This window comes from Xenorhabdus sp. TH1, from assembly GCF_037260955.1.
GTDB classification, from domain to species: domain Bacteria; phylum Pseudomonadota; class Gammaproteobacteria; order Enterobacterales; family Enterobacteriaceae; genus Xenorhabdus; species Xenorhabdus griffiniae.
On record NZ_CP147734.1, the window covers coordinates 784,013 to 805,532 of the forward strand.

The following is a 21,520-nucleotide window of genomic DNA, read 5'->3' on the forward strand; positions in this document are numbered from 1 at the left end:
TTAATAACCGTTGTTCCTGTTCTGGCGAATGCGTCCACCACGGCGGGGGCGTGTCCTGCGGCGAATGGGTTCGCTACCCAGATCAGATATCATTTCGCGCTGTTGTGAGGATGTTGACTGTTGGAAATCAGCCCACCACTGTACCAACTCTCTCAATTCATGGCGTGGTTCAATGCTGGCGCGCAATTCCAGTAAATCATATGCAGCACGGAACTTCGGATGTTCCATTAATTTATTTGCTCGTTTTCCTTGACGACGCGGTAAGCGCAGCTGGAGCAACCAGATATCGCGCATGGTGGTGGTATGGCGTTTCGGGATAGCAATGGAGCGGCACTGCTCATCAAGAATATCATTCATTGCTAATGCAAAAGCCTCGTAATACTGTAATCCGCCTTCCTGTGTCAGTTTTTCCGCATGTTCAATCAAGGGATACCATAGCATGGCCGCAAATAAGAACGCGGGATTCACTCTTTTATCACTTTGTAAGCGAAAATCGGTATTTTTCAATACCTGTACTAACAGCTTTTCCATTGACGAATCACCACGCTGGGTGAAACCCGGTTGAATAAGCGGAAACAATGGCTGGAACAGATGATATTCGCGCAGCAGTTTATAAGTCTTGTAACCCTGCCCTGTCTGTAACAATTTCAGGGATTCTTCGAACAGACGTGCCGCTGGAATATCTTTCAATAGAAATGCCAGGCGTGGGATAGGCTCAGCGGTAGCTGGCTCGATAGTCATATCCAGTTTGCTGGCGAAACGAACCGCCCGCAGCATCCGCACGGGGTCTTCCCGATAGCGTGTTTCTGGATCACCAATCAGGCGAATGATACCTGCGTTCAGATCGGCCATGCCACCTATGTAATCCCGCAGCGCGAAATCTTCAATGCCGTAATAGAGGCTATTGATCGTGAAATCACGACGAACCGCATCTTCTTCTACTGAACCAAAAATATTATCCCGCAGTAACATGCCGCTTTGGGCTTTATGTGACTGGTTCCGGTCATTGTTTTCAATTTGCTCATGCGGACCGCGGAAGGTGGCAACTTCAATCACATCAGGGCCAAACATGATATGGGCAAGACGAAAACGACGTCCGACAAGGCGACAGTTACGGAACAGTTGACGAACTTGTTCCGGTGTAGCGTTGGTTGCTATATCAAAATCTTTGGGTTTTTTGTGCAGCAGTAGATCACGAACCCCGCCTCCGACCAGGTAAGCTTCAAAACCTGATTTATTTAGGCGATATAGAACCTTTAAGGCATTATCACTGATGTCCTTGCGTGAAATAGGATGCTGTTCGCGTGGGATCACCGTGATCGGGGAGTCCGAAGGCATTGTCCTTACAGATTTTTTCTTCATTTTGTCGTTTTCGGCATGTGATGAAGATGAATAATTCCCTCTGCTACGTTTACGCGGAGGACTGCTCTCTGTTTGAGCAGAATGGTCAGATACGGTGACTGGCCTTTCACTGACTGCCGGTGTGTCGCGCTGTGTTTTGTGATCGCGGATTAATAAATTACGACAGAAAGTTGCTACTCGGTTAAAAATGGTACACCTCGGTAGTGACTGATCAATTAAAACAAAAAACAGCCGCCAATCATAACTTACTGGACATTTTTTGAGAATGCTTACAGTACCAATAGAAAGACTTTATTTAACTTAGTCTATTAGTTAGGTTTTTTGGCGGAACCGCGTTTATATTCCAACCGACGATAGCTTGCTGTAGCAGTTGATCTGTCGTGAGATCCTGCCAGCCTGCGATAGTGGGCTGATTTAAAAATGATAACGCATCAATAAGCAATGGTCTTGGGTCGCCCAATGGGAGCGGTTGGGCATGATTTTGCTTAGAAAGTTTATTTCCCTCTTTATTTAGCACGAGAGGTAAATGCACATAATCTGGTGTTGCAAAATTCAAATGCTGATACAGAGACAACTGGCGAACCGTGGGTTCAATTAAATCAGCTCCTCTGACAATTTCAGTGACACCTTGATAGTTATCATCAATAACAACGACAAGATTATAGGCAAATAAACCGTCTTTGCGATAAATAATGAAATCTTCCTCAGCCATTTTTGTAGGCACGGTGATATAGCCTTGCAATTTATCGTAAAAACGATAAATCGGATGGTGCTGTTTTAGACGAATTGCAGCGTTGTGAGCTGGCAGAGGTAAATGTCGGCAGTGGCCATTATAAAAGCCGCCCAGTTGTTGGATGCGTTGGCGGGTGCAGGTGCAGTAATAGCTGTCTCCTTGCTGTTTTAATTGATCGAGGATGGCACGGTAAGCGTCATGACGCTGGGATTGATAGAGAACTTCTCCATCCCAGTAAAGCCCATAATGCTCAAGAGCTTGCAATATCCGTTTGTCTGCTCCGGGAATTTCCCGTGGAGGATCAATATCGTCAATACGCATCAGCCATTTTCCATGACAGGCACGGGCTTGCAGATAACTACCTAGTGCAGTTACCAGAGAGCCAAAATGGAGATCGCCGGAAGGAGATGGAGCAAAGCGCCCAATATATAACGAGGAATGTCTGGATTGAGTCATAGTCGATTCAAGCATAGGGGCATACGGCGCTAAATGCGCCGTACTTAGCCCTATTGGTTAGCCAGCCATTTGTTTTTCACGAATTTCGGCCAACGTCTTACAGTCAATACATAAATCGGCTGTTGGACGAGCCTCTAAACGGCGGATGCCGATTTCAATCCCACAGGCTTCACAATAGCCAAAGTCTTCTTCTTCGACCTTTTTCAGCGTTTTTTCGATCTTTTTGATCAACTTACGCTCACGATCCCGATTACGTAATTCAAGACTGAACTCTTCTTCTTGCGCCGCACGGTCAACTGGATCAGGGAAGTTTGCTGCCTCATCTTGCATATGAGATACAGTACGGTCTACTTCATCCCTGAGTTGATTGCGCCATGCTTCCAGAATCAGCTTGAAATGCTTTAACTGGGCATCGTTCATGTATTCTTCGCCTGGCCTTTCCTGGTAAGGTTCTACCCCAGCGATGGCGAGAATGCTCAAGGACGAGGTTTTACGTTTTTGCCCTTCTTGCATAATGCTTCTCCTTACACACGCACTATCAAACGACCCCCCGACAAGAGGGGGAAAAAAATAGGCCGCTATAAATAACAGATGACTGCGAGGTTGGCAATTGTTCCTGTCATTAGTTTTGCAATGGTGTGAAGGCAGGCATGTTTACTGCCTAAATATGTTGCAAAACCCCTCTCGTCAGTATGATTTGTTTACAAATTATCCCATTGATACAAAAGGTAATTTGTCACTTATAACCATCCCGTTTTCTGTCATACTGGCCTTATAACAGATTACTTCGACCCCGGATTGACATGCTTGTTCCAAAAGAAAAGCATAATCATGGTCGATATGTTTTGCTGCTGCAACCTGACTGATCCCAGAATGTAAAACAGCAAATAATAAAACAGCCCGCTGGCCTTGTTGTGCTATCAATGATAGCTCACGTAAATGTTTTTGCCCTCGAATTGTGACCGCATCAGGAAAATAACCATAATTTTCCTGTAACAATGTGACTGATTTGACTTCAATATAGCAGTTAACTTTTTGTTTTGATTGTAACAATAAATCTATCCGACTTTTTTCTTTGCCATAGCTAACCTCACGGCTAATGTGCTCATATCCAGATAATTCCGAGATAATATTTTTTTCAATAGCTTGGCAGACCAGATCATTGGCTCTGAGGGTATTGACACAAATCCAGTGACCATCCTGGGTTTGTGTGAGTTCCCAGCTATTGGGATACTTGCGTTTGGGATTATCGGATGTGGAATACCACACGGTATCCCCTGGCGTGGCACATCCTGTCATGGCTCCCGTATTGGCACAGTGAATGGTGAGTGTTTCTCCTTCTGGCGTAAGGACATCCGCAAGAAAGCGTTTATAACGGCGGATTAGGGTAGCAGGCTTCAGGGGAGGTGAAAATTCCATAAACTTTCCTTCATGACCAATGGGCGGATGAAACCAAAGACGCTAATGCTACAATGGCAACCATTGAAAGTTAATTCATTATGGTGATCCTTTTGTCATTGCCCATTTGTGACTTATTACCTATTTATGACGTGGTGGGATCCGTTATTGCGGCACTGCAAACGTCGCAGCAAGTGTTACTACATGCACCAACGGGAGCTGGAAAATCGACCGGATTGCCATTGGCGATTTTACAGCAGGCACCATTGTCAGGGCGCATCATTATGCTGGAACCGCGACGGATTGCTGCACGGAGTGTGGCTGAACGTCTCGCCGAACAACTCAATGAACCTGTTGGTATGACCATCGGCTACCGGATGCGCTCGGAAACCAAAGTCAGTGATGCAACTCGGCTTGAGGTTGTGACCGAAGGGATCCTGACGCGTATGCTGCAACAAGATCCTGAATTGAACGGCGTCTCTCTTGTCATCCTTGATGAATTTCATGAACGTAGTTTACAGGCCGATCTCGCATTGGCATTGTTGCTGGATGTGCAGGAAGGGTTGCGCGATGACTTGCGTATTCTGGTGATGTCGGCAACATTGGATAACCAGCGCCTTTCTGCTTTATTACCTGATGCCCCTGTGATTGTGTCAGAAGGACGCAGTTATCCGGTAACGAGGTCATATCATCCACTTCCTACTTATCAACCTTTTGAACAATCAGTTGCATCGGCGGTATTGCGGTTATTGCAGCAAGAAACGGGATCGTTGTTGCTGTTTCTGCCCGGCGTCGGTGAGATTCAGCGGGTAATGTTGCAATTGGAAGATAAGATCAATGGCGATACGCTGTTGTGTCCATTGTATGGGGCATTGTCGTTGGCAGAACAACGCAAAGCAATAACACCAGCACCAGTGGGAATGCGCAAAGTCGTGCTTGCCACCAATATTGCAGAAACCAGTCTGACGATTGAAGGTATTCGGTTAGTGGTAGACAGTGGGCTGGAGCGCTCCGGTCGATTTGAACCGAAGAGTGGCCTGACACGTTTAATTACCCAACGCATCAGCCAGGCATCGATGGTGCAGCGGGCAGGGCGGGCTGGGCGATTAGAGGCCGGTGTTTGTTGGCATTTATTTAGTCAGGAGCAGGCAGAAAGAGCCAGAGAACACAACGAGCCGGAGATCTTGCATTCAGATTTAAGCGGCCTACTGCTCTCTTTATTGCAGTGGGGATGTCGTGACAGTTCCCAGCTTCATTGGTTGGATAATCCGCCACAACCCGCATTGGCGGTTGCAGAATCCCTGTTGCTGCGCTTAGGGGCGTTGGATGACAACCAGCAATTGACTTCCCGTGGTTGGCAGATGGTGGAATTCGGCAGCGAACCGCGTTTGGCGGCGATACTGTGTTCAGCTCAGGAAAGCGATGATAAAGAAGGCAAAAGCCGTGCAGCATTGGTAACGGCAGCGAAATTGGTGGCTATTTTGGAAGAACCACCGCGTCGTGGACAGCCTGACCTGCTCTATTGGCTGACAGCAAATCAGCGTCATTGGCAGCAACGCGCCAATCAGCTCATCAGGAATTTTACAAATCAACTGGCGGATAAAACAAGCCATGCTGGAAGCCTCAGATTGGATCTTGTGCCTGAACTCTTGGTTCAGGGGTTTCCAGATCGGATCGCTAAAAACCGCGATAATCTTGGCCGTTTTCAATTAGCTAATGGTTTGGGGGTCGCGCTGGAACGTGAAGAGCCGCTGTCGGGCGAGGCTTGGTTAGTGACTCCTTCGTTACAGCAGGGAAACCGCCATCCTGATGCACAGGTTTTGCTTGCCTGCCCGTTGGCGATTGAACAGACCATAAAGCAATACCCTCATCTGTTTACTGAGCATACAACCGTAGAGTGGGATGATAATAAAGGCTCATTACGGGCGTGGAAGCGTTTGCAATGTGGGCGATTAATTGTCAAAGCCCAACCATTGGCAAAACCTTCGGCAGCGGAATTACAGGAAGCCTTGTTGAATTGGGTAAGACAGGAAGGGGTATCGGCATTAAATTGGTCACAGGAGGCGTTGCAGTTGCGTATTCGCCTGCAAAGAGCAACAGAATGGCTACCGGAAGTGAACTGGCCTGGGGTTGATGACGAAGCATTATTGGACTCCCTTGAACAGTGGTTGCTGCCTGCCCTGGATGGTGTTGATAATTTAAAAGGCCTGCGCCAGATTGAGCTATCCTCCTGCCTGATGGAATTGCTTGATTGGCAACAACGGCAAATACTGGATAATGAATTGCCTACTAATTACACTGTGCCAACGGGGAGCAGGATCACCATCCAGTATTTCCATGATAAACCTCCGGTATTGTCAGTGAGGATGCAGGAAATGTACGGAGAGCAGCAAAATCCAGTATTGGCGAAAGGACGAGTTCCGGTTGTCATTGAGTTGTTATCTCCTGCCCATCGTCCATTACAGATCACACAAGATCTTGCTGCGTTTTGGCAGGGAACTTATCGTGAGGTGCAAAAAGAGATGAAAGGGCGTTACCCCAAACATTTGTGGCCAGATGATCCTGCCAACACAGCACCAACTAGGCGCGTGAAGAAGCAGATGTAATAGTTTGCATTTACTTGCCGGTAGTTAATAAACATTTGGAGAATTCGGTATGTCTGATGATGATCGTCAGCCAATCGGACGCAAGGGTAAAAAATCAGGACTTCGTCGTGGGCGAACATCTAACAAACGCAATCGGCGGGATGATTATGAAAATGATAACTTTGACGACAACGATGAGGATGAAGTCATGACTAAAAAAGGGAAGAACGCCCGCAGTGCGAATTCCCGCCCGCCTAAAAAAGGCGGGCACTGGTTTTTGTGGTTGCTGCTAAAAATCTTTATTGTGCTGGCGATCCTCATTGTTATTTATGGTTTCTATCTGGATAACAAAATTCGCGAGCGTATTGACGGAAAAGTTTGGGATTTACCGGCAGCGGTGTACGGACGGATGGTCAATCTTGAACCTGGCATGAATTACAGCAAGGACGAAATGATCCATCTGCTGGAGGGGATGCAATATCGAAGAGTAACAAAAATCACCCGTGCCGGTGAATTTGTCGTCAGGGGGAATAACATAGAAATGTTACGCCGCCCATTTGATTTCCCTGATGGTAAAGAAGAGCAAATTCAGGCGCGGTTGACCTTTGATAATAATCATCTTGCCAGCATTGAAAACATGGAAAACCATCGTCAGTTTGGTTTTTTCCGTCTTGATCCCAAATTGATCACCATGATGCAATCACCCAATGGTGAGCAGCGTCTGTTTGTCCCACGTTCCGGCTTTCCTGATTTGTTGGTTCAGACTTTACTGGAAACGGAAGATCGTTACTTTTATGAACATGATGGCGTCAGGCCGCTTTCCATTGCCCGTGCATTTTTAGCTAACTTGATCGCGGGACGTACAATTCAGGGTGGCAGTACCCTGACGCAGCAATTGGTGAAAAATTTGTTTCTCTCCAATGAACGTACTTTGATCCGTAAAGCGAATGAAGCGTACATGGCGTTGCTAATGGATGCGCGTTATAGCAAGGATCGCATTCTGGAATTGTACTTGAACGAAGTTTTTTTAGGACAAAGTGGTAATGAGCAGATCCATGGTTTTCCATTGGCAAGTCTGTACTATTTTGGTCGCCCGATTGATGAATTGAGTTTGGATCAACAAGCGCTGCTGGTGGGAATGGTCAAAGGGGCTTCGTGGTATAACCCATGGCGTCATCCTAAAACTGCGCTGGAGCGGCGCAATGTTGTTTTGAAAATCCTCCAGAACCGAAAAATCATCGATCAGGAGCTGTATGATCTACTTAGTGCTCGTCCGTTAGGGGTAAAACCGAAAAGCGGGGTGATTACGCCACAGCCAGCCTTTATGCAATTGGTTCGTCAGGAATTGCAAGAAAAGCTGGGCGATAAAGTCAATGATTTGTCAGGGGTAAAGATCTTTACTACCCTCGATCCGGTTTCGCAGGATGCGGCAGAAAAATCCGTTGAAGAGGGCGTTGCTGCCCTGCGAAAAGCCCGCAAGGTTGATGATCTGGAAGGGGCGATGGTTGTTGTTGACCGTTTCAGCGGTGAGGTTAGAGCTATGGTTGGCGGTTCCCAGCCGCAATATGCCGGATTTAACCGGGCGTTAAACGCCCGTCGTTTGATTGGCTCACTTGCTAAACCAGCCACGTATCTGACGGCATTGAGCCAGCCGGATAAATATCGTCTGAATACCTGGCTGGCGGATGAACCTCTCTCTATTCCTCAAGCAGGTGGAAAGCCTTGGGAACCGAAGAACTTTAGCCGTACTTTCAGTGGGCGTGTCATGCTAATTGACGCGTTAGCGCGTTCGATGAATGTGCCGACCGTGAATTTAGGGCTGGATGTTGGGTTAGACCGCATCTCCAGCACGTTGGTTGCGCTTGGTATTCCTGCGAAAGAGATCCAACAAATCCCTGCGATGTTATTAGGCGCGATTAACCTCACGCCAATGGAAATGGCACAAGAATTCCAGACGATTGCCAGCGGGGGGAATCGGGCGAAACTTTCTGCGTTGCGCTCCATCATTGCTGAAGATGGTACGGTGATTTACCAGAGCTACCCACAGGCAGAGCGTGTTGTGCCGCCACAGGCCGCTTATCTGACGCTATATGGTATGCAGCAGGTAGTGGAGAGAGGTACAGGGCGCTCACTGACAGGGAAATATGGCAAATATCACCTGGCAGGCAAAACCGGAACAACCAATGATCTGCGTGACAGTTGGTTTACCGGCATTGATGGCAAAGAAGTCGCGATTGTCTGGACTGGACGTGATAACAATGGCCCAACTAACCTAACCGGAGCGACGGGTGCACTGACGATTTATCGTCGTTATCTGGATAATGAAACGCCACTGGAACTGAATAACCGTCCACCAGAAGGTATCGTGGATATGTCAGTCAATGAAGATGGCAGTTTCAACTGCGAAGGAAGCGGTATCAGAGTATTACCGGTTTGGACTGATGATCCACAGAAGTTGTGCCAGCAATCGGTACAACAGCCTATCGAGGAAAATGAAGAAGAAGCGCCTGGCTGGTTACGTGAGATGTTTGGACAGTGATAATTTATTGGCAAATCATACACCAAAACCACGGATGAAGCCTGTGACGATTATCTCTGTAAAACATCAATATTCTTCTGAGTATCCGCTAAATACGTAGCGGGCAATTCTTGTATACGCATCAAACTTCAAGCTGCTATTTACAATACTGTATGAAGCCTGATTTCTCCCCGCTAAGCGGGGAGAAATCACACGCATCTTGAAATTAAATTGGTATATAAAAAAGTGTTCACCACTGTTCACTCTATAATTTAAATGATATATATCAATATATTATAGGGATAATGAACTTGTGGAGATTCAAAATGATTAGAGTGTCTTTACTCGTTATAATACCGGCCTGATTATAGGCCGAATGGCTATTTAAACGTATTGATAGTGGAGTTTCACAATGACAAGTACCCAACAACGCGCAGAACTACAGCGTCAAATCTGGCAAATCGCCAACGATGTGAGAGGTTCAGTTGATGGCTGGGATTTCAAACAGTATGTACTAGGTACGCTGTTTTATCGCTTTATAAGTGAAAACTTTGCAAACTACATTGAAGGCGGTGATGCGAATATCAACTATGCCGAGCTTTCAGATGAAATCATCACTGACGATATTAAAGATGATGCTATTAAAACCAAAGGTTATTTTATTTACCCAAGCCAGTTGTTTGCTAATATCGCTGCGAGTGCTAATAAAAATGATAACTTAAACAAGGACTTAAATAGCATCTTCGTCGCTATTGAAAGCTCAGCCAGCGGCTACCCATCTGAAGCAGAGATCAAAGGGCTTTTTGCCGATTTCGACACTACCAGTAATCGTTTAGGAAATACCGTTAAAGATAAAAACGCCCGTTTAGCTGCTGTATTAAAAGGCGTGGCAGGACTCAAATTTGGCCAGTTTGAAAATAATCAAATCGACCTGTTTGGTGACGCTTACGAGTTTTTAATCTCTAACTACGCGGCTAATGCTGGTAAATCAGGCGGTGAATTTTTCACTCCACAACACGTTTCTAGGCTAATCGCTCAGCTTGCCATGCATGGGCAGACAAGCGTGAATAAAATATATGATCCCGCCGCAGGTTCTGGCTCATTGCTATTACAAGCCAAAAAACACTTCGATGACCACATTATTGAAGAAGGTTTCTTTGGTCAGGAGATTAACCATACCACCTATAACCTTGCGCGTATGAATATGTTTTTACACAATATTAACTACGACAAGTTCAATATCGCATTAGGTAACACTCTGTTAGATCCGCATTTCGGTGATGACAAGCCCTTCGATGCTATCGTTTCTAATCCACCGTATTCGGTAAAATGGATTGGCAGTGATGATCCAACACTTATCAACGATGACCGCTTTGCTCCCGCTGGTGTATTAGCGCCGAAGTCTAAAGCCGACTTTGCCTTTGTATTGCACGCACTGAGTTATTTATCCAGCAAAGGCCGCGCGGCAATTGTTTGCTTCCCAGGTATTTTTTACCGTGGTGGAGCTGAGCAAAAGATCCGCCAATATCTGGTAGATAACAACTATGTTGAAACCGTGATCTCATTGGCGCCTAACCTGTTTTTTGGCACGACCATTGCTGTCAACATTCTGGTGCTGTCTAAACACAAAACAGACACCACCACTCAATTTATTGATGCAAGCTCTCTATTTAAAAAAGAAACTAATAACAACATACTTACAGATAGCCATATCGAACAAATCATGCAGGTCTTCGACAGTAAAGATGATGTTGAACACTTTGCAAAATCAGTTAGTTTTGAAGCCATCGCTGCTAACAATTACAACCTGTCGGTGAGTAGTTATGTCGAAGTTAAAGATAACCGCGAAGTAATTGATATTACAAAACTCAATGCCGAATTAAAGACCACCGTTAAAAAAATCGACCAACTGCGGGCGGATATTGATGCCATTATTGCTGAGATTGAAGGCACGGAGAATAAGGCATGAGCAATATGAGTTTTATGGAAAAACTGCTTCAAGGGGTTGAGGTGGAATGGATGGCCTTGGGAGAAATTGGTGAGTTAGTTCGTGGTAATGGATTACAAAAAAAAGATTTTGCCGAAACCGGTGTGCCTGCAATTCACTATGGACAAATTTATACTTATTACGGTTTGTCTACGACAAAAACTAAATCATTTGTTTCGCCTGAGCTAGCCAAAAAATTAAGGAAGGTTAATACAGGTGATGTTGTAATCACAAACACAAGTGAAAACCTCGAAGACGTTGGTAAGGCTCTGGTTTATCTGGGTGAGCAACAAGCAGTTACCGGTGGACACGCCACAATTTTCAAACCAAGCCCAATTATCTTAGGGAAATATTTTGCTTATTTCACTCAAACAACCGAATTTGCAAATGAAAAAAGGAAATATGCAAAAGGAGCAAAAGTTATTGATGTTTCTGCATCTGATATGGCGAAAATCCAAATCCCTATTCCATATCCTGAAAAACTAGAAAAATCGCTTGCATTCCAAACCGAAATCGTCCGCATTTTGGACACCTTTACTGAGCTTACAGCTGAGCTTACAGCTGAGCTTAGCGCACGCAAAAAGCAGTACAACTATTATCGCGACCAGTTGTTAAGTTTTGAAGAAGGTGAGGTGGAGTGGAAGACTTTGGGGGAGCTTACAGAGTATTCAAAAACTCGTATTTGCTTTGACAAACTTGATAAATCGAATTACGTGGGAGTTGATAATCTCTTACAAAATTGGGCAGGAAAAAAAGAGTCTAATTATGTGCCAACCGAAGGTAACTTAATAGAGTATCAAAGTGGTGATATTTTAATCGGCAATATTCGCCCCTACTTGAAGAAAATATGGCACGCTGATCGTATCGGTGGCACAAATGGCGATGTACTGGTTATACATCTGACTGATGAAACGATAACACCTAGGTATCTATATCAAATTTTAGCGGATGATAAGTTTTTCGACTATAACATGCGGCATTCTAAAGGGGCCAAAATGCCACGCGGTAATAAAATGAAAATAATGGAATATCCAATTCCTATTCCCTCACTTGCCGAACAAGATCGCATTGTGACCATCCTAGACAAATTCGACATTTTAACTAGCTCCATTAGTGAAGGTCTACCACGAGAAATTGAACTACGTCAAAAGCAATACGAATATTATCGCGATCTGCTATTGAGTTTTCCCAAACCAGAGGTAGGGGCATGATATGAGCAAAACGCTAACGGAAATAGCACAGCAGCTAAAAGATGCCAACAAGAAAGTGCAGTTGATCTATGCTTTTAATGGTACGGGTAAGACTCGGCTTTCGAAGGAATTTAAACAGCTGATTGCGCCAAAAATTGATAATGATGAAAGTACCAACAATAAAGAACTATCATTAACGCGTACTAATTTTTTGTATTACAACGCCTTTACCGAAGATTTGTTTTACTGGGATAACGACTTATCTGAGAATACCGAGCCTAAACTCAAAATCCAGCCGAATTCATTTACAGATTGGGTGCTAAAAGATCAGGGGCAAGACCGAAATATCATTGCTAACTTTCAACGCTATACGGATGACAAATTAACTCCACATTTTAGTGAAAATGGTTCGGAGGTCATGTTTTCTTTCGAACGTGGCAATGAAGCACGAACTGAAAATGTCAAAATATCAAAAGGCGAAGAAAGCAACTTTATCTGGAGCATGTTTTACACACTGATTGAACAAGTAATAAGCGTGTTGAATGTTGCTGAACCCAGTGAGCGAGAAACAGATCAGTTTAATCAATTGCAATACATCTTTATTGATGATCCTGTGAGCTCTTTAGATGAAAACCATTTGATTGAGTTGGCAGTACATCTTGCTCAACTAATTAAATCTAACGAATCTAGTGTTAAATTCATCATCACGACGCATAACCCTCTTTTCTATAATGTGCTACACAATGAGCTAAATAGTGATGATAAAAGTTATAAAAAGAAATGGTTTGAGAAATACAGGCTGACAAAGCATGAAGATGGCACATATCAGCTGGTAATCCAACCCAATGATTCACCATTTTCATATCATCTTTATCTAAAGTCAGAACTCGAAAAAGCCATTGAAAACGGTCAGTTGAGCAAGTATCACTTCAACTTTTTAAGAAATATATTAGAAAAAACCTCTACTTTTCTTGGCTATAAAAAGTGGGGTGATTTATTGCCAAAAACTGATGATGGCAGGCCCAATCCTTATGAAGCCAGGATTATTAATATCTCTAGTCATTCAAAACATGCAGGTGAAGAGGTCGCTGAGCTTACGGAAGATGATAAGCGTGTTTTGCGCTATTTGGTTAATGAAATTAACACTATGTACCGCTTCCAACAGGCAGAAGACTAGAGTGAATCAAATTTATAGGTGAAGTATGCACGAATACAAAACTGTTGCTGAATCAAATAACTTTATCGTACTGGATAAATACACTAAAGAATTGCAGCTAAATGAAACTTACCAAAGCGAAGGTGATTTAGAACGGGAATTGATCAACGATTTAATCAGCCAAGGCTATGAATATGTTACTGGCTTAAACACGCCCCAAAACATGCTGGCTAATGTGCGGGAGCAATTACAAGTACTGAATAATGTTAATTTTTCAGAAAGTGAGTGGCAGCGCTTTGTTGAACAGTACCTGGATAATCCTAACGATAACAGCATAGATAAAACCCGTAAGATTCATAACGATTATATCTATGACTTTGTTTTTGACGATGGGCATATCGAGAACATCTATCTCGTGGATAAGAAAAACATTGCTCATAATAAAGTACAAGTTATTAAGCAATTCAAGCAAACAGGGGCGCAAGCGAATCGATACGACGTAACAATTTTGGTTAATGGCCTGCCATTGGTACAAATTGAGCTCAAAAAGCGCGGAGTTGCTATCCGTGAAGCCTTTAACCAAGTGCACCGTTATAGTAAAGAAAGCTTTAATACAGAAAACTCACTGTTTAAATACTTACAGCTTTTTGTGATTTCAAACGGTACAAACACTCGCTATTTTGCCAATACTACCAAGCGTGATAAAAACAGTTTTGATTTCACCATGAATTGGGCCAAATCTGATAATACGCTGATTAAAGACCTAAAAGATTTCACGGCCACATTTTTTCAGAAAAATACCTTGCTGAATGTGTTAATCCATTTTTCCGTATTTGATGTTAGCAATACTTTGTTAGTGATGCGCCCCTATCAAATAGCGGCTACTGAACGTATTTTGTGGAAAATTAAAAGTGCGTATCAGGCTAAAAATTGGAGTAATACTGAAAGTGGTGGCTATATTTGGCATACCACGGGGTCGGGAAAGACCTTAACCAGTTTCAAAGCGGCGCGTTTGGCCACTGAGCTGGATTTTATCGATAAGGTATTTTTTGTGGTCGATCGTAAGGATCTGGATTACCAGACTATGAAAGAATATCAACGTTTTTCGCCTGACAGCGTTAATGGTTCGGAAAGTACTGCAGGGTTAAAACGGAATCTTGAAAAAGATGACAATAAAATTATTGTGACGACCATTCAAAAACTGAATAACTTAATAAAAAGTGAAAGTGATTTACCTATTTACACTAAACAAGTGGTGTTTATTTTTGATGAAGCACACCGCAGCCAGTTTGGTGAAGCACAAAAAAACTTAAAGAAAAAATTCAAAAAATATTATCAATTTGGTTTTACGGGCACACCAATTTTCCCGCAAAACGCTTTAGGTGCAGACACCACCAGTAGTGTATTTGGCCGAGAATTACATTCGTATGTGATTACCGATGCCATTCGTGATGAAAAAGTATTGAAGTTTAAAGTTGATTATAACGATGTAAGACCACAATTTAAGTCGATTGAAACCGAACAAGACGAGAAAAAGTTAACAGCAGCAGAAAATAAGCAAGCTTTTTTACATCCTGTTCGTATCCGTGAAATTTCTCGGTATGTTTTAAATAACTTCAGACAAAAAACGCATCGTCTCCAAGCGGGTGGCAAAGGCTTTAATGCCATGTTTGCGGTCAGCAGTGTGGATGCTGCCAAAGCTTATTATGAAGCGTTCAAGCAGCTACAAAAAGAGATTGAAGAGAATAAAGCAAATAAAAAACCGCTTAATATCGCCACTATCTTTTCTTTCGCTGCTAATGAAGAGCAAGATGCTATTGGTGAGATTATTGATGAAAGTTTTGAACTCACCACAATGGATAGCAGTGCCAAAGAATTTTTAAGTGCAGCCATTGATGATTATAATGCAGCGTTCAAAATGAATTTTGGTGTAGATAGTAAAAGTTTCCAAAACTACTATAAAGATCTTGCTCAGCGAGTGAAAAATCAAGAAGTAGATTTACTGATTGTTGTTGGCATGTTCTTAACAGGATTTGATGCGCCGACATTGAATACTTTATTTGTCGATAAAAATCTGCGTTACCACGGCCTAATGCAAGCTTTTTCACGCACTAACCGTATTTATGACGCCACGAAGACCTTTGGCAATATCGTCACCTTCCGTGATTTAGAACAGGCTACAGTTGAAGCCATCACTTTGTTTGGTGATAAGAACACCAAAAACGTGGTGCTGGAAAAAAGCTACAAAGAATACATGGAAGGTTTTACTGATTTAGTCACTGGCGAAGCACGTCGTGGTTTTTTGGATGTAGTGATTGAATTACAAAAACGCTTCCCCAACCCTGATGATATTGTTAAGGAGCAAGATAAAAAGGACTTTGTCAAACTATTTGGTGAATATTTGCGTGCGGAGAATGTGCTGCAAAACTATGATGAATTTGCAGGATTAAAGGCTCTACAGCATGTAGATATGAGTAATCCGGAAGCTGTCGAGGCATTTAAAGCTAAATACTACCTGGACAATGAAGATATCGCAGCTATGCAAGCGATTGAGATGCCGACTGAGCGTGCTATTCAAGATTATCGCTCAACCTATAATGATACGCGTGATTGGTTACGCCGTGAAAAATCATCTAATGAGAAAGATAAATCGACTATTGACTGGGATGATGTTGTTTTTGAAATAGATTTGCTCAAATCACAGGAAATTAATCTGGATTATATTCTTGAATTGATTTTTGAAAATAATAAAAAGAATAAAAATAAGGCGGAATTAATTGATGAAGTTCGCCGTTTAATTCGTTCCAGCCTTGGAAATCGAGCAAAAGAAAGTCTAATTGTTGATTTCATTAATCAAACTAATTTGGACGAAATTATTGACAAAGCCAGTATTATTGATGAGTTTTTCAAATTTGCTCAAGCTGAACAAAAGCGTGAAGCAGAGGAGTTAATCAGCTCTGAGAAATTAAATGAAGAGGCGGCTAAGCGCTATATCACAGCATCATTAAAACGAGAATATGCAAGTGAAAACGGTACAGAGCTAAATTCAACGCTACCAAAGTTAAGTCCACTTAACCCAGAATATAGAACGAAAAAGCAGATCGTTTTCCAGAAAATTGCTGCCTTTGTTGAGAAGTTTAAAGGTGTAGGTGGGCAAATATAGATGTAAGCTAATATACCAATCTAACTTCAAGATGCGTGTGATTTCTCCCCGCTTTGCGGGGAGAAATCAGGCTTCTATATCTACACCCACTTGAATTAAATTGGTATCCATATATCGGGTTAAATTAAGTTAATCTGTTTTTTCTTTTACGATATACTAAACGCAAAAATTCAATGAAACATCTTGCATCAGAGAACATAACACCTTGAATATTTTTATCTTATCCTTACTCTTTATTACTGCTGCATTATTGCATGGTATCAGCGGGATTGGTTTTCCGATAGCCAGTACGACAGCGTTAAGCCTATTTATGCCATTAAAAGAGGCGGTGGTATTAGCTTTATGGCCGACTTTATTGGTGAATATCTTAAGCGTTATTTCAGGTGGAAAGATTAGTGAGATATTCTATAAATATGGCTTATTGGCATTTTTCTCATTAACTGGCAGTGTTATTGGCGCGAAACTTTTATTCTTAATTAATCCTGCCTACTTGCAATTATTATTGAGTGGTGTCATTGCATTTTATATTGTCAGCAGCACTCGTCGCAGTCATTTTCATTTACCGGAAAATCCTGTCATTTTGTCGCTGTTTGGTTTAGCCGCTGGGATTATTGGCGGGGCAACCAATGCGATGTCTCCTATCCTGATTATGTGCCTATTAGCAATGAGCAGCGATCGCCATGAAATTGCACGGGCCGCCAATTTGTGCTTTTTACTTGGCAAGATCAGTCAGTTAGTGGTGTTACGCCAGGAAGCGTTCGAATTGTTTTCTTCGACGTATTTATGGCCGATACTCATATTAACGGCCTTATCTCTGCTTTCTCTCTTTATTGGTACACGCCTAAGATCGCGTATCAGCCAACACCATTTTCGCTGGTTAATGCTGATATTACTTGGTGTGTTGGCGGTAATGTCAGCGATTCAGGCAATACGGGCTTTGGTGTGAAGACGCCACTGATAATAGAGAATAGTGACGTCTGAGGTTTGGAAAAGCAGAATATTTTATTGTAGTTTTGCAAAACAACGTGCTGCTGCATCAACAGTGCGTTGAATATCTTCATCTGAATGGGCGATGGACATAAAGCCGGCTTCAAACGCTGAAGGAGCCAGATAGATACCTTCATCCAGCATCAAGTGGAAAAATTGCTTGAAACGTTCTACATCGCACTTCATGACATCCTGATAACAGGTAACGCTTTTCGCATCGGTAAAGAAAATACCGAACATACCGCCAACGTGGTTAACAACCAAAGGGATGCCGGCTGCTGATGCGGCATGTTTTAAACCCGCCGCCAGTTTGTCGGTCAGTTCCCCTAAACGCTGATGAACACCAACCTGGGCTACTTCTTTCAGGCAAGCAAGACCGGCAGCCATTGCGATTGGATTACCAGAAAGGGTGCCCGCCTGATAAACAGGGCCAGTTGGTGCTAATTTTTCCATGATTTCCAGACGGCCACCAAAAGCCCCTACAGGCATACCGCCACCGATGATTTTTCCAAGGGATGTCAAATCTGGCTTAACATCGTAATATTCTTGTGCGCCACCCAGTGCAACACGAAAACCAGTCATCACTTCGTCAATAATGAGCAGGGCGCCAAATTCATCACACAGCTTACGCAGGCCCGGCAGGAATTCTGGTAGCGGTGGAATGCAGTTCATATTGCCCGCGACGGGTTCGACAATAATACAGGCGATTTCTGTTGGATATTTTTCGAAGGCTTCACGGACAGAATTTAGGTCATTGTAAACACAAGTCAGGGTGTGTTTAGCGAAGTCAGTGGGCACACCTGGAGAGTTGGGCTGACCAATCGTCAGGGCACCTGAGCCGGCTTTTACCAGCAAGCAATCAGCATGGCCGTGGTAGCAACCTTCGAATTTGATGATTTTGTCACGTTGGGTATAACCACGAGCCAGACGAATGGCACTCATAGTGGCTTCTGTTCCGGAGTTCACCATACGCACCATATCCATAGAAGGCACCAGTTCAGTGACTCGTTTTGCCATTTCCACTTCGGCCGCGGTTGGAGCGCCAAAACTCAAACCACGTTCTGCGGCCTCAATGACGGCATTGCGGATAGCAGGGTGGTTATGCCCAAGAACCATTGGTCCCCATGAACCGACATAATCAATATAGGCATTACCATCAACATCATAAAGGTAAGCCCCATTCGCACGTTGAATAAAGACGGGTGTCCCACCAACACCGTTAAAAGCGCGTACTGGTGAATTGACTCCACCGGGGATCACCTGTTTTGCCTGAGAGTAAAGCGTTTCGGACTGGCTCATCAATAAAAGCTCCTGAAAGATAACGGAATATGAGAATGTCATTTTAAAGTACCCCAATAGGGAAGCCAAATCATCATATGCCCTTCATCGTTCGGTTTATTGCATTCATGTGGCAAAACTTGAACGAATCAGTCAGGTATTGGATAATCTCGGCAACTGATCAGAAAGCATAAAATAACTTTCCGAGAATTTTTACCGGAAAACCGGACTGGAGTAAAAATATGAGCGATGATGCTGCATTGCCTTTGCAGTTTACTGATGCCGCAGCCAACAAAGTCAAAGTGCTGGTTGCTGATGAAGATAACCCGAACCTGCGCCTGCGGGTTTACATTACAGGTGGTGGTTGTAGCGGTTTCCAGTATGGGTTCACTTTCGATGACCAAATTAACGAAGGTGATATGACGATTCAGAAGCAAGGGGTTGAATTGGTTGTTGACCCCATGAGTCTGCAATATCTGATAGGCGCTTGTGTGGATTATACCGAAGGGTTGGAAGGTTCCCGTTTTATTGTTGCCAATCCGAATGCAAAAACTACTTGTGGTTGCGGTTCTTCTTTCAGTGTCTAATGGGAAAATTCCCTATTGCAAAATGGCCTCTTATTCAGGAGGCCATTTTGCAAGATACCTGCTTCTTTCCTGCGAAATAAGTTAACACATCGATAGTGCAATTAAGCATAGTAGCCGTTAGTGCATAGAATTCATCTCGTTGATAAAAAATTCATTCATATCCTGAAGTTATCCAAATTAAAAAATAACAGATTAATTTTAATGGGACATTATTAAAATTACAATAATATTATAAGATCGTAAATTATAAGTATCCTCACCAGCTTTATAATTATATTTATTATAAATAAATTATTTTTATAACCATATTAATTTCATGATTAATAATGTGATTCACATCTTATATTTCAACATTAATGTTTAAAAAAAATTGTCATTCCTTATGTTTTTTAATAGTGTTGTCAGTGTTAAAAAACGATAACACAAAAAACATATTAAATAAATTAATGTTACTGTTGCATTTATTATGATATTACGTTTACATTTTTATCAGTGATTATAACAAATTTTATAATAATACTATGATGATGTTATAGCACCTTAATTTATCCTAGATAAGGTTTTAAAGGGGTATTTATGTTTTTTAATATAGTTGATTTTGTTAGTAATAAGAAAATTTAGCTATAACTTTTATCTTATGATAAATATTTAAATTTAACTTTTACTTTTTTATTAAGATATGGAAATAAAATGATATTAAATAAAGAACAGAGAAGGACACAAATATCCAGTTCTCATCGCCTTATTGAGATGACAAAAAAGATCAGGCATAGACTGAGTATAGAAGAAGTGCATGGAAAAGATTTTGAGTATATTGATCGTGATTATTTTTGTAATTGGATAATTCCAGAATTGCAGTATAAGTTTAATACTAGTATATCAAAGCGACAAACAGCGTTACTAAGAAGAATAAGAGATAAAAAATCTAATTATGGAGTTAATAGGTTAACAGCCTATGAATATGCAGCAGAAGCTTTATTCGATAGCCATTTCTTTAAGAATAATAATAAATATGTTACTCCAGAATATACTGTTGATTTAATTAAAAAATCTATTGAACATAAAGATAAAATTTATCTAGTAATGCCAATTTTATCTAGAAAGCCTATTTCACCAATAAAAAATAAAGGATATTTCCCAGATTTAGGAGAAATAAATACTTTATTAAGATTTGCAAAAATAGCTAAAATAATAAGTAATATTTCTAATTTTGAATGCGAATTTTTAGTTTTAGCTGATGGTAATAAGTACAATAGAGCATGCGGAACGCCAAAAAATATAGTTGATAATTATCAAATGTCACTCAATTATTGGATAAATGCTTTAAATATTTCAGATATAGTGAAAATATGTGATTATGAAGAATGGGTATTAGAAAATAAAGAAAATAATTTTATTGATAAAAGGGAATCAATGTATATTAGTATATATAATTCTTTATCAAGAAAATTTGATTCTATGTTTTGTTGTAATGATTTGAATAGTACATTAGGGAAAATAAATCAGGTTAGTGATTTAGGTAATCAGATTAATTACACGTATTGGTCTATTTTGACATCTGTTCATTATGATTCTCTTTATGGTAAAATAAATTATAAAGATATTTATCATAATAGAGAAATTCAAAACTTATATATATCATTCATTTCTTCTCTTTCGGAACCAATTAGCAGAATAAGAAGTTCTCATCTTTTTTCTTATGAAAATATTGGAGAAAAAGCATCATATGCATCCTCGTTAGTTAAGGAGATGCGTTTTGAGGCATGGCAGGCGGCTAAGAAATATGTAGCAATTTCTTTAACGGATAGAAAGTTAAATACTATTTATGCTAAATTACCTGCAGCACTTAAATTAACTATACATGGTAAAAAAAATGAATTTAATTTTATTTCATCAACTCAGAAGGATTTTTCCAGGACGGCACAACATACTGTAGGTGGTATTAGAAAAATAAAAGGAGATATTTGTATTGATTATAAATATAGATTGGAGAGGGAGTGTGGAAATGAAAAGAAAGTATATATCAGTCCCTCATATATAAAGAAAGATGATAATTTTGATCCCCTGCATGAAATGTCTTTATTGAGACAGCCAATTTATTATTTATCTAATGAATAGGA

Annotated in this window: 14 protein-coding genes; 9 read left to right on the forward strand and 5 right to left on the reverse strand. The window is 41.7% G+C overall.

Going from position 1 to position 21,520, the window contains the following annotated elements:
• The 4 genes from pcnB to sfsA all read right to left on the reverse strand — a co-directional run bounded on the left by pcnB (position 1) and on the right by sfsA (position 3,970).
• A complete protein-coding gene (pcnB, locus tag WDV74_RS03440; protein ID WP_338884617.1) occupies positions 1 to 1,362 on the reverse strand; it encodes a polynucleotide adenylyltransferase PcnB in 1,362 nt (453 codons plus the stop codon).
• Between the two features lie 295 nt (positions 1,363 to 1,657).
• Entirely contained in the window at positions 1,658 to 2,551 is an 894-nt protein-coding gene (gene gluQRS / locus WDV74_RS03445) for a tRNA glutamyl-Q(34) synthetase GluQRS (RefSeq protein ID WP_338884618.1), read from the reverse strand.
• 57 nt (positions 2,552 to 2,608) lie between these two features.
• On the reverse strand, positions 2,609 to 3,064 hold the full coding sequence (gene dksA, locus WDV74_RS03450; RefSeq protein WP_338884620.1) for an RNA polymerase-binding protein DksA: 456 nt from the start codon (positions 3,062 to 3,064) through the stop codon (positions 2,609 to 2,611).
• Positions 3,065 to 3,259: 195 nt separating this feature from the next.
• On the reverse strand, positions 3,260 to 3,970 hold the full coding sequence (gene sfsA, locus WDV74_RS03455; protein ID WP_338884622.1) for a DNA/RNA nuclease SfsA: 711 nt from the start codon (positions 3,968 to 3,970) through the stop codon (positions 3,260 to 3,262).
• An 80-nt stretch (positions 3,971 to 4,050) separates the two neighbouring features.
• On the opposite strand from sfsA, the gene hrpB reads away from it, so the two are divergent.
• The 7 genes from hrpB to WDV74_RS03490 all read left to right on the forward strand — a co-directional run bounded on the left by hrpB (position 4,051) and on the right by WDV74_RS03490 (position 17,494).
• Positions 4,051 to 6,555: an ATP-dependent helicase HrpB gene (gene hrpB, locus WDV74_RS03460; RefSeq protein ID WP_338884624.1), complete on the forward strand. Its 2,505-nt coding sequence runs from the start codon at positions 4,051 to 4,053 to the stop codon at positions 6,553 to 6,555.
• A 49-nt stretch (positions 6,556 to 6,604) separates the two neighbouring features.
• The gene (gene mrcB, locus WDV74_RS03465; protein WP_338884626.1) at positions 6,605 to 9,073 is read left to right on the forward strand and encodes a bifunctional glycosyl transferase/transpeptidase; all 2,469 of its coding nucleotides are present in this window, start codon (positions 6,605 to 6,607) and stop codon (positions 9,071 to 9,073) included.
• A 391-nt stretch (positions 9,074 to 9,464) separates the two neighbouring features.
• Positions 9,465 to 11,021 (forward strand): type I restriction-modification system subunit M, encoded by a 1,557-nt coding sequence (locus tag WDV74_RS03470; protein WP_338884628.1) that lies wholly within the window; start codon positions 9,465 to 9,467, stop codon positions 11,019 to 11,021.
• Entirely contained in the window at positions 11,018 to 12,250 is a 1,233-nt protein-coding gene (locus WDV74_RS03475) for a restriction endonuclease subunit S (protein ID WP_338884630.1), read from the forward strand. The genes WDV74_RS03470 and WDV74_RS03475 overlap by 4 nt, the downstream gene beginning before the upstream one ends.
• Before the next feature lies 1 nt (position 12,251).
• Complete coding sequence (locus tag WDV74_RS03480) at positions 12,252 to 13,406, forward strand: AAA family ATPase (RefSeq protein WP_338884632.1); 1,155 nt, start codon at positions 12,252 to 12,254, stop codon at positions 13,404 to 13,406.
• A gap of 25 nt (positions 13,407 to 13,431) precedes the next feature.
• The gene (locus WDV74_RS03485) at positions 13,432 to 16,548 is read left to right on the forward strand and encodes a type I restriction endonuclease subunit R (RefSeq protein ID WP_338884634.1); all 3,117 of its coding nucleotides are present in this window, start codon (positions 13,432 to 13,434) and stop codon (positions 16,546 to 16,548) included.
• Positions 16,549 to 16,753: 205 nt separating this feature from the next.
• On the forward strand, positions 16,754 to 17,494 hold the full coding sequence (locus WDV74_RS03490) for a sulfite exporter TauE/SafE family protein (protein ID WP_338884636.1): 741 nt from the start codon (positions 16,754 to 16,756) through the stop codon (positions 17,492 to 17,494).
• A 56-nt stretch (positions 17,495 to 17,550) separates the two neighbouring features.
• Here WDV74_RS03490 and hemL read toward each other — a convergent pair whose 3' ends face one another.
• Positions 17,551 to 18,834 (reverse strand): glutamate-1-semialdehyde 2,1-aminomutase, encoded by a 1,284-nt coding sequence (gene hemL / locus WDV74_RS03495; protein ID WP_338884638.1) that lies wholly within the window; start codon positions 18,832 to 18,834, stop codon positions 17,551 to 17,553.
• A 221-nt stretch (positions 18,835 to 19,055) separates the two neighbouring features.
• On the opposite strand from hemL, the gene erpA reads away from it, so the two are divergent.
• Positions 19,056 to 19,400 carry an iron-sulfur cluster insertion protein ErpA gene (gene erpA, locus WDV74_RS03500; protein ID WP_047771810.1) on the forward strand — a complete coding sequence of 115 codons (345 nt, stop codon included), beginning with the start codon at positions 19,056 to 19,058 and terminating at the stop codon, positions 19,398 to 19,400.
• A gap of 690 nt (positions 19,401 to 20,090) precedes the next feature.
• The gene (locus WDV74_RS03505) at positions 20,091 to 21,518 is read left to right on the forward strand and encodes an L-tyrosine/L-tryptophan isonitrile synthase family protein (RefSeq protein ID WP_338884641.1); all 1,428 of its coding nucleotides are present in this window, start codon (positions 20,091 to 20,093) and stop codon (positions 21,516 to 21,518) included.
• Positions 21,519 to 21,520 lie beyond the last annotated feature (2 nt).

Coding starts and splice junctions, on each gene's coding strand:
- WDV74_RS03470 (WP_338884628.1), top strand. CDS start 9,465: ATGACAAGTACCCAACAACGCGCAGAACTACAGCGTCAAATCTGGCAA.
- pcnB (WP_338884617.1), bottom strand. CDS start 1,362: ATGAAGAAAAAATCTGTAAGGACAATGCCTTCGGACTCCCCGATCACG.
- gluQRS (WP_338884618.1), bottom strand. CDS start 2,551: ATGACTCAATCCAGACATTCCTCGTTATATATTGGGCGCTTTGCTCCA.
- hemL (WP_338884638.1), bottom strand. CDS start 18,834: ATGAGCCAGTCCGAAACGCTTTACTCTCAGGCAAAACAGGTGATCCCC.
- erpA (WP_047771810.1), top strand. CDS start 19,056: ATGAGCGATGATGCTGCATTGCCTTTGCAGTTTACTGATGCCGCAGCC.
- hrpB (WP_338884624.1), top strand. CDS start 4,051: ATGGTGATCCTTTTGTCATTGCCCATTTGTGACTTATTACCTATTTAT.
- WDV74_RS03485 (WP_338884634.1), top strand. CDS start 13,432: ATGCACGAATACAAAACTGTTGCTGAATCAAATAACTTTATCGTACTG.
- mrcB (WP_338884626.1), top strand. CDS start 6,605: ATGTCTGATGATGATCGTCAGCCAATCGGACGCAAGGGTAAAAAATCA.
- dksA (WP_338884620.1), bottom strand. CDS start 3,064: ATGCAAGAAGGGCAAAAACGTAAAACCTCGTCCTTGAGCATTCTCGCC.
- WDV74_RS03480 (WP_338884632.1), top strand. CDS start 12,252: ATGAGCAAAACGCTAACGGAAATAGCACAGCAGCTAAAAGATGCCAAC.
- sfsA (WP_338884622.1), bottom strand. CDS start 3,970: ATGGAATTTTCACCTCCCCTGAAGCCTGCTACCCTAATCCGCCGTTAT.
- WDV74_RS03505 (WP_338884641.1), top strand. CDS start 20,091: ATGATATTAAATAAAGAACAGAGAAGGACACAAATATCCAGTTCTCAT.
- WDV74_RS03475 (WP_338884630.1), top strand. CDS start 11,018: ATGAGCAATATGAGTTTTATGGAAAAACTGCTTCAAGGGGTTGAGGTG.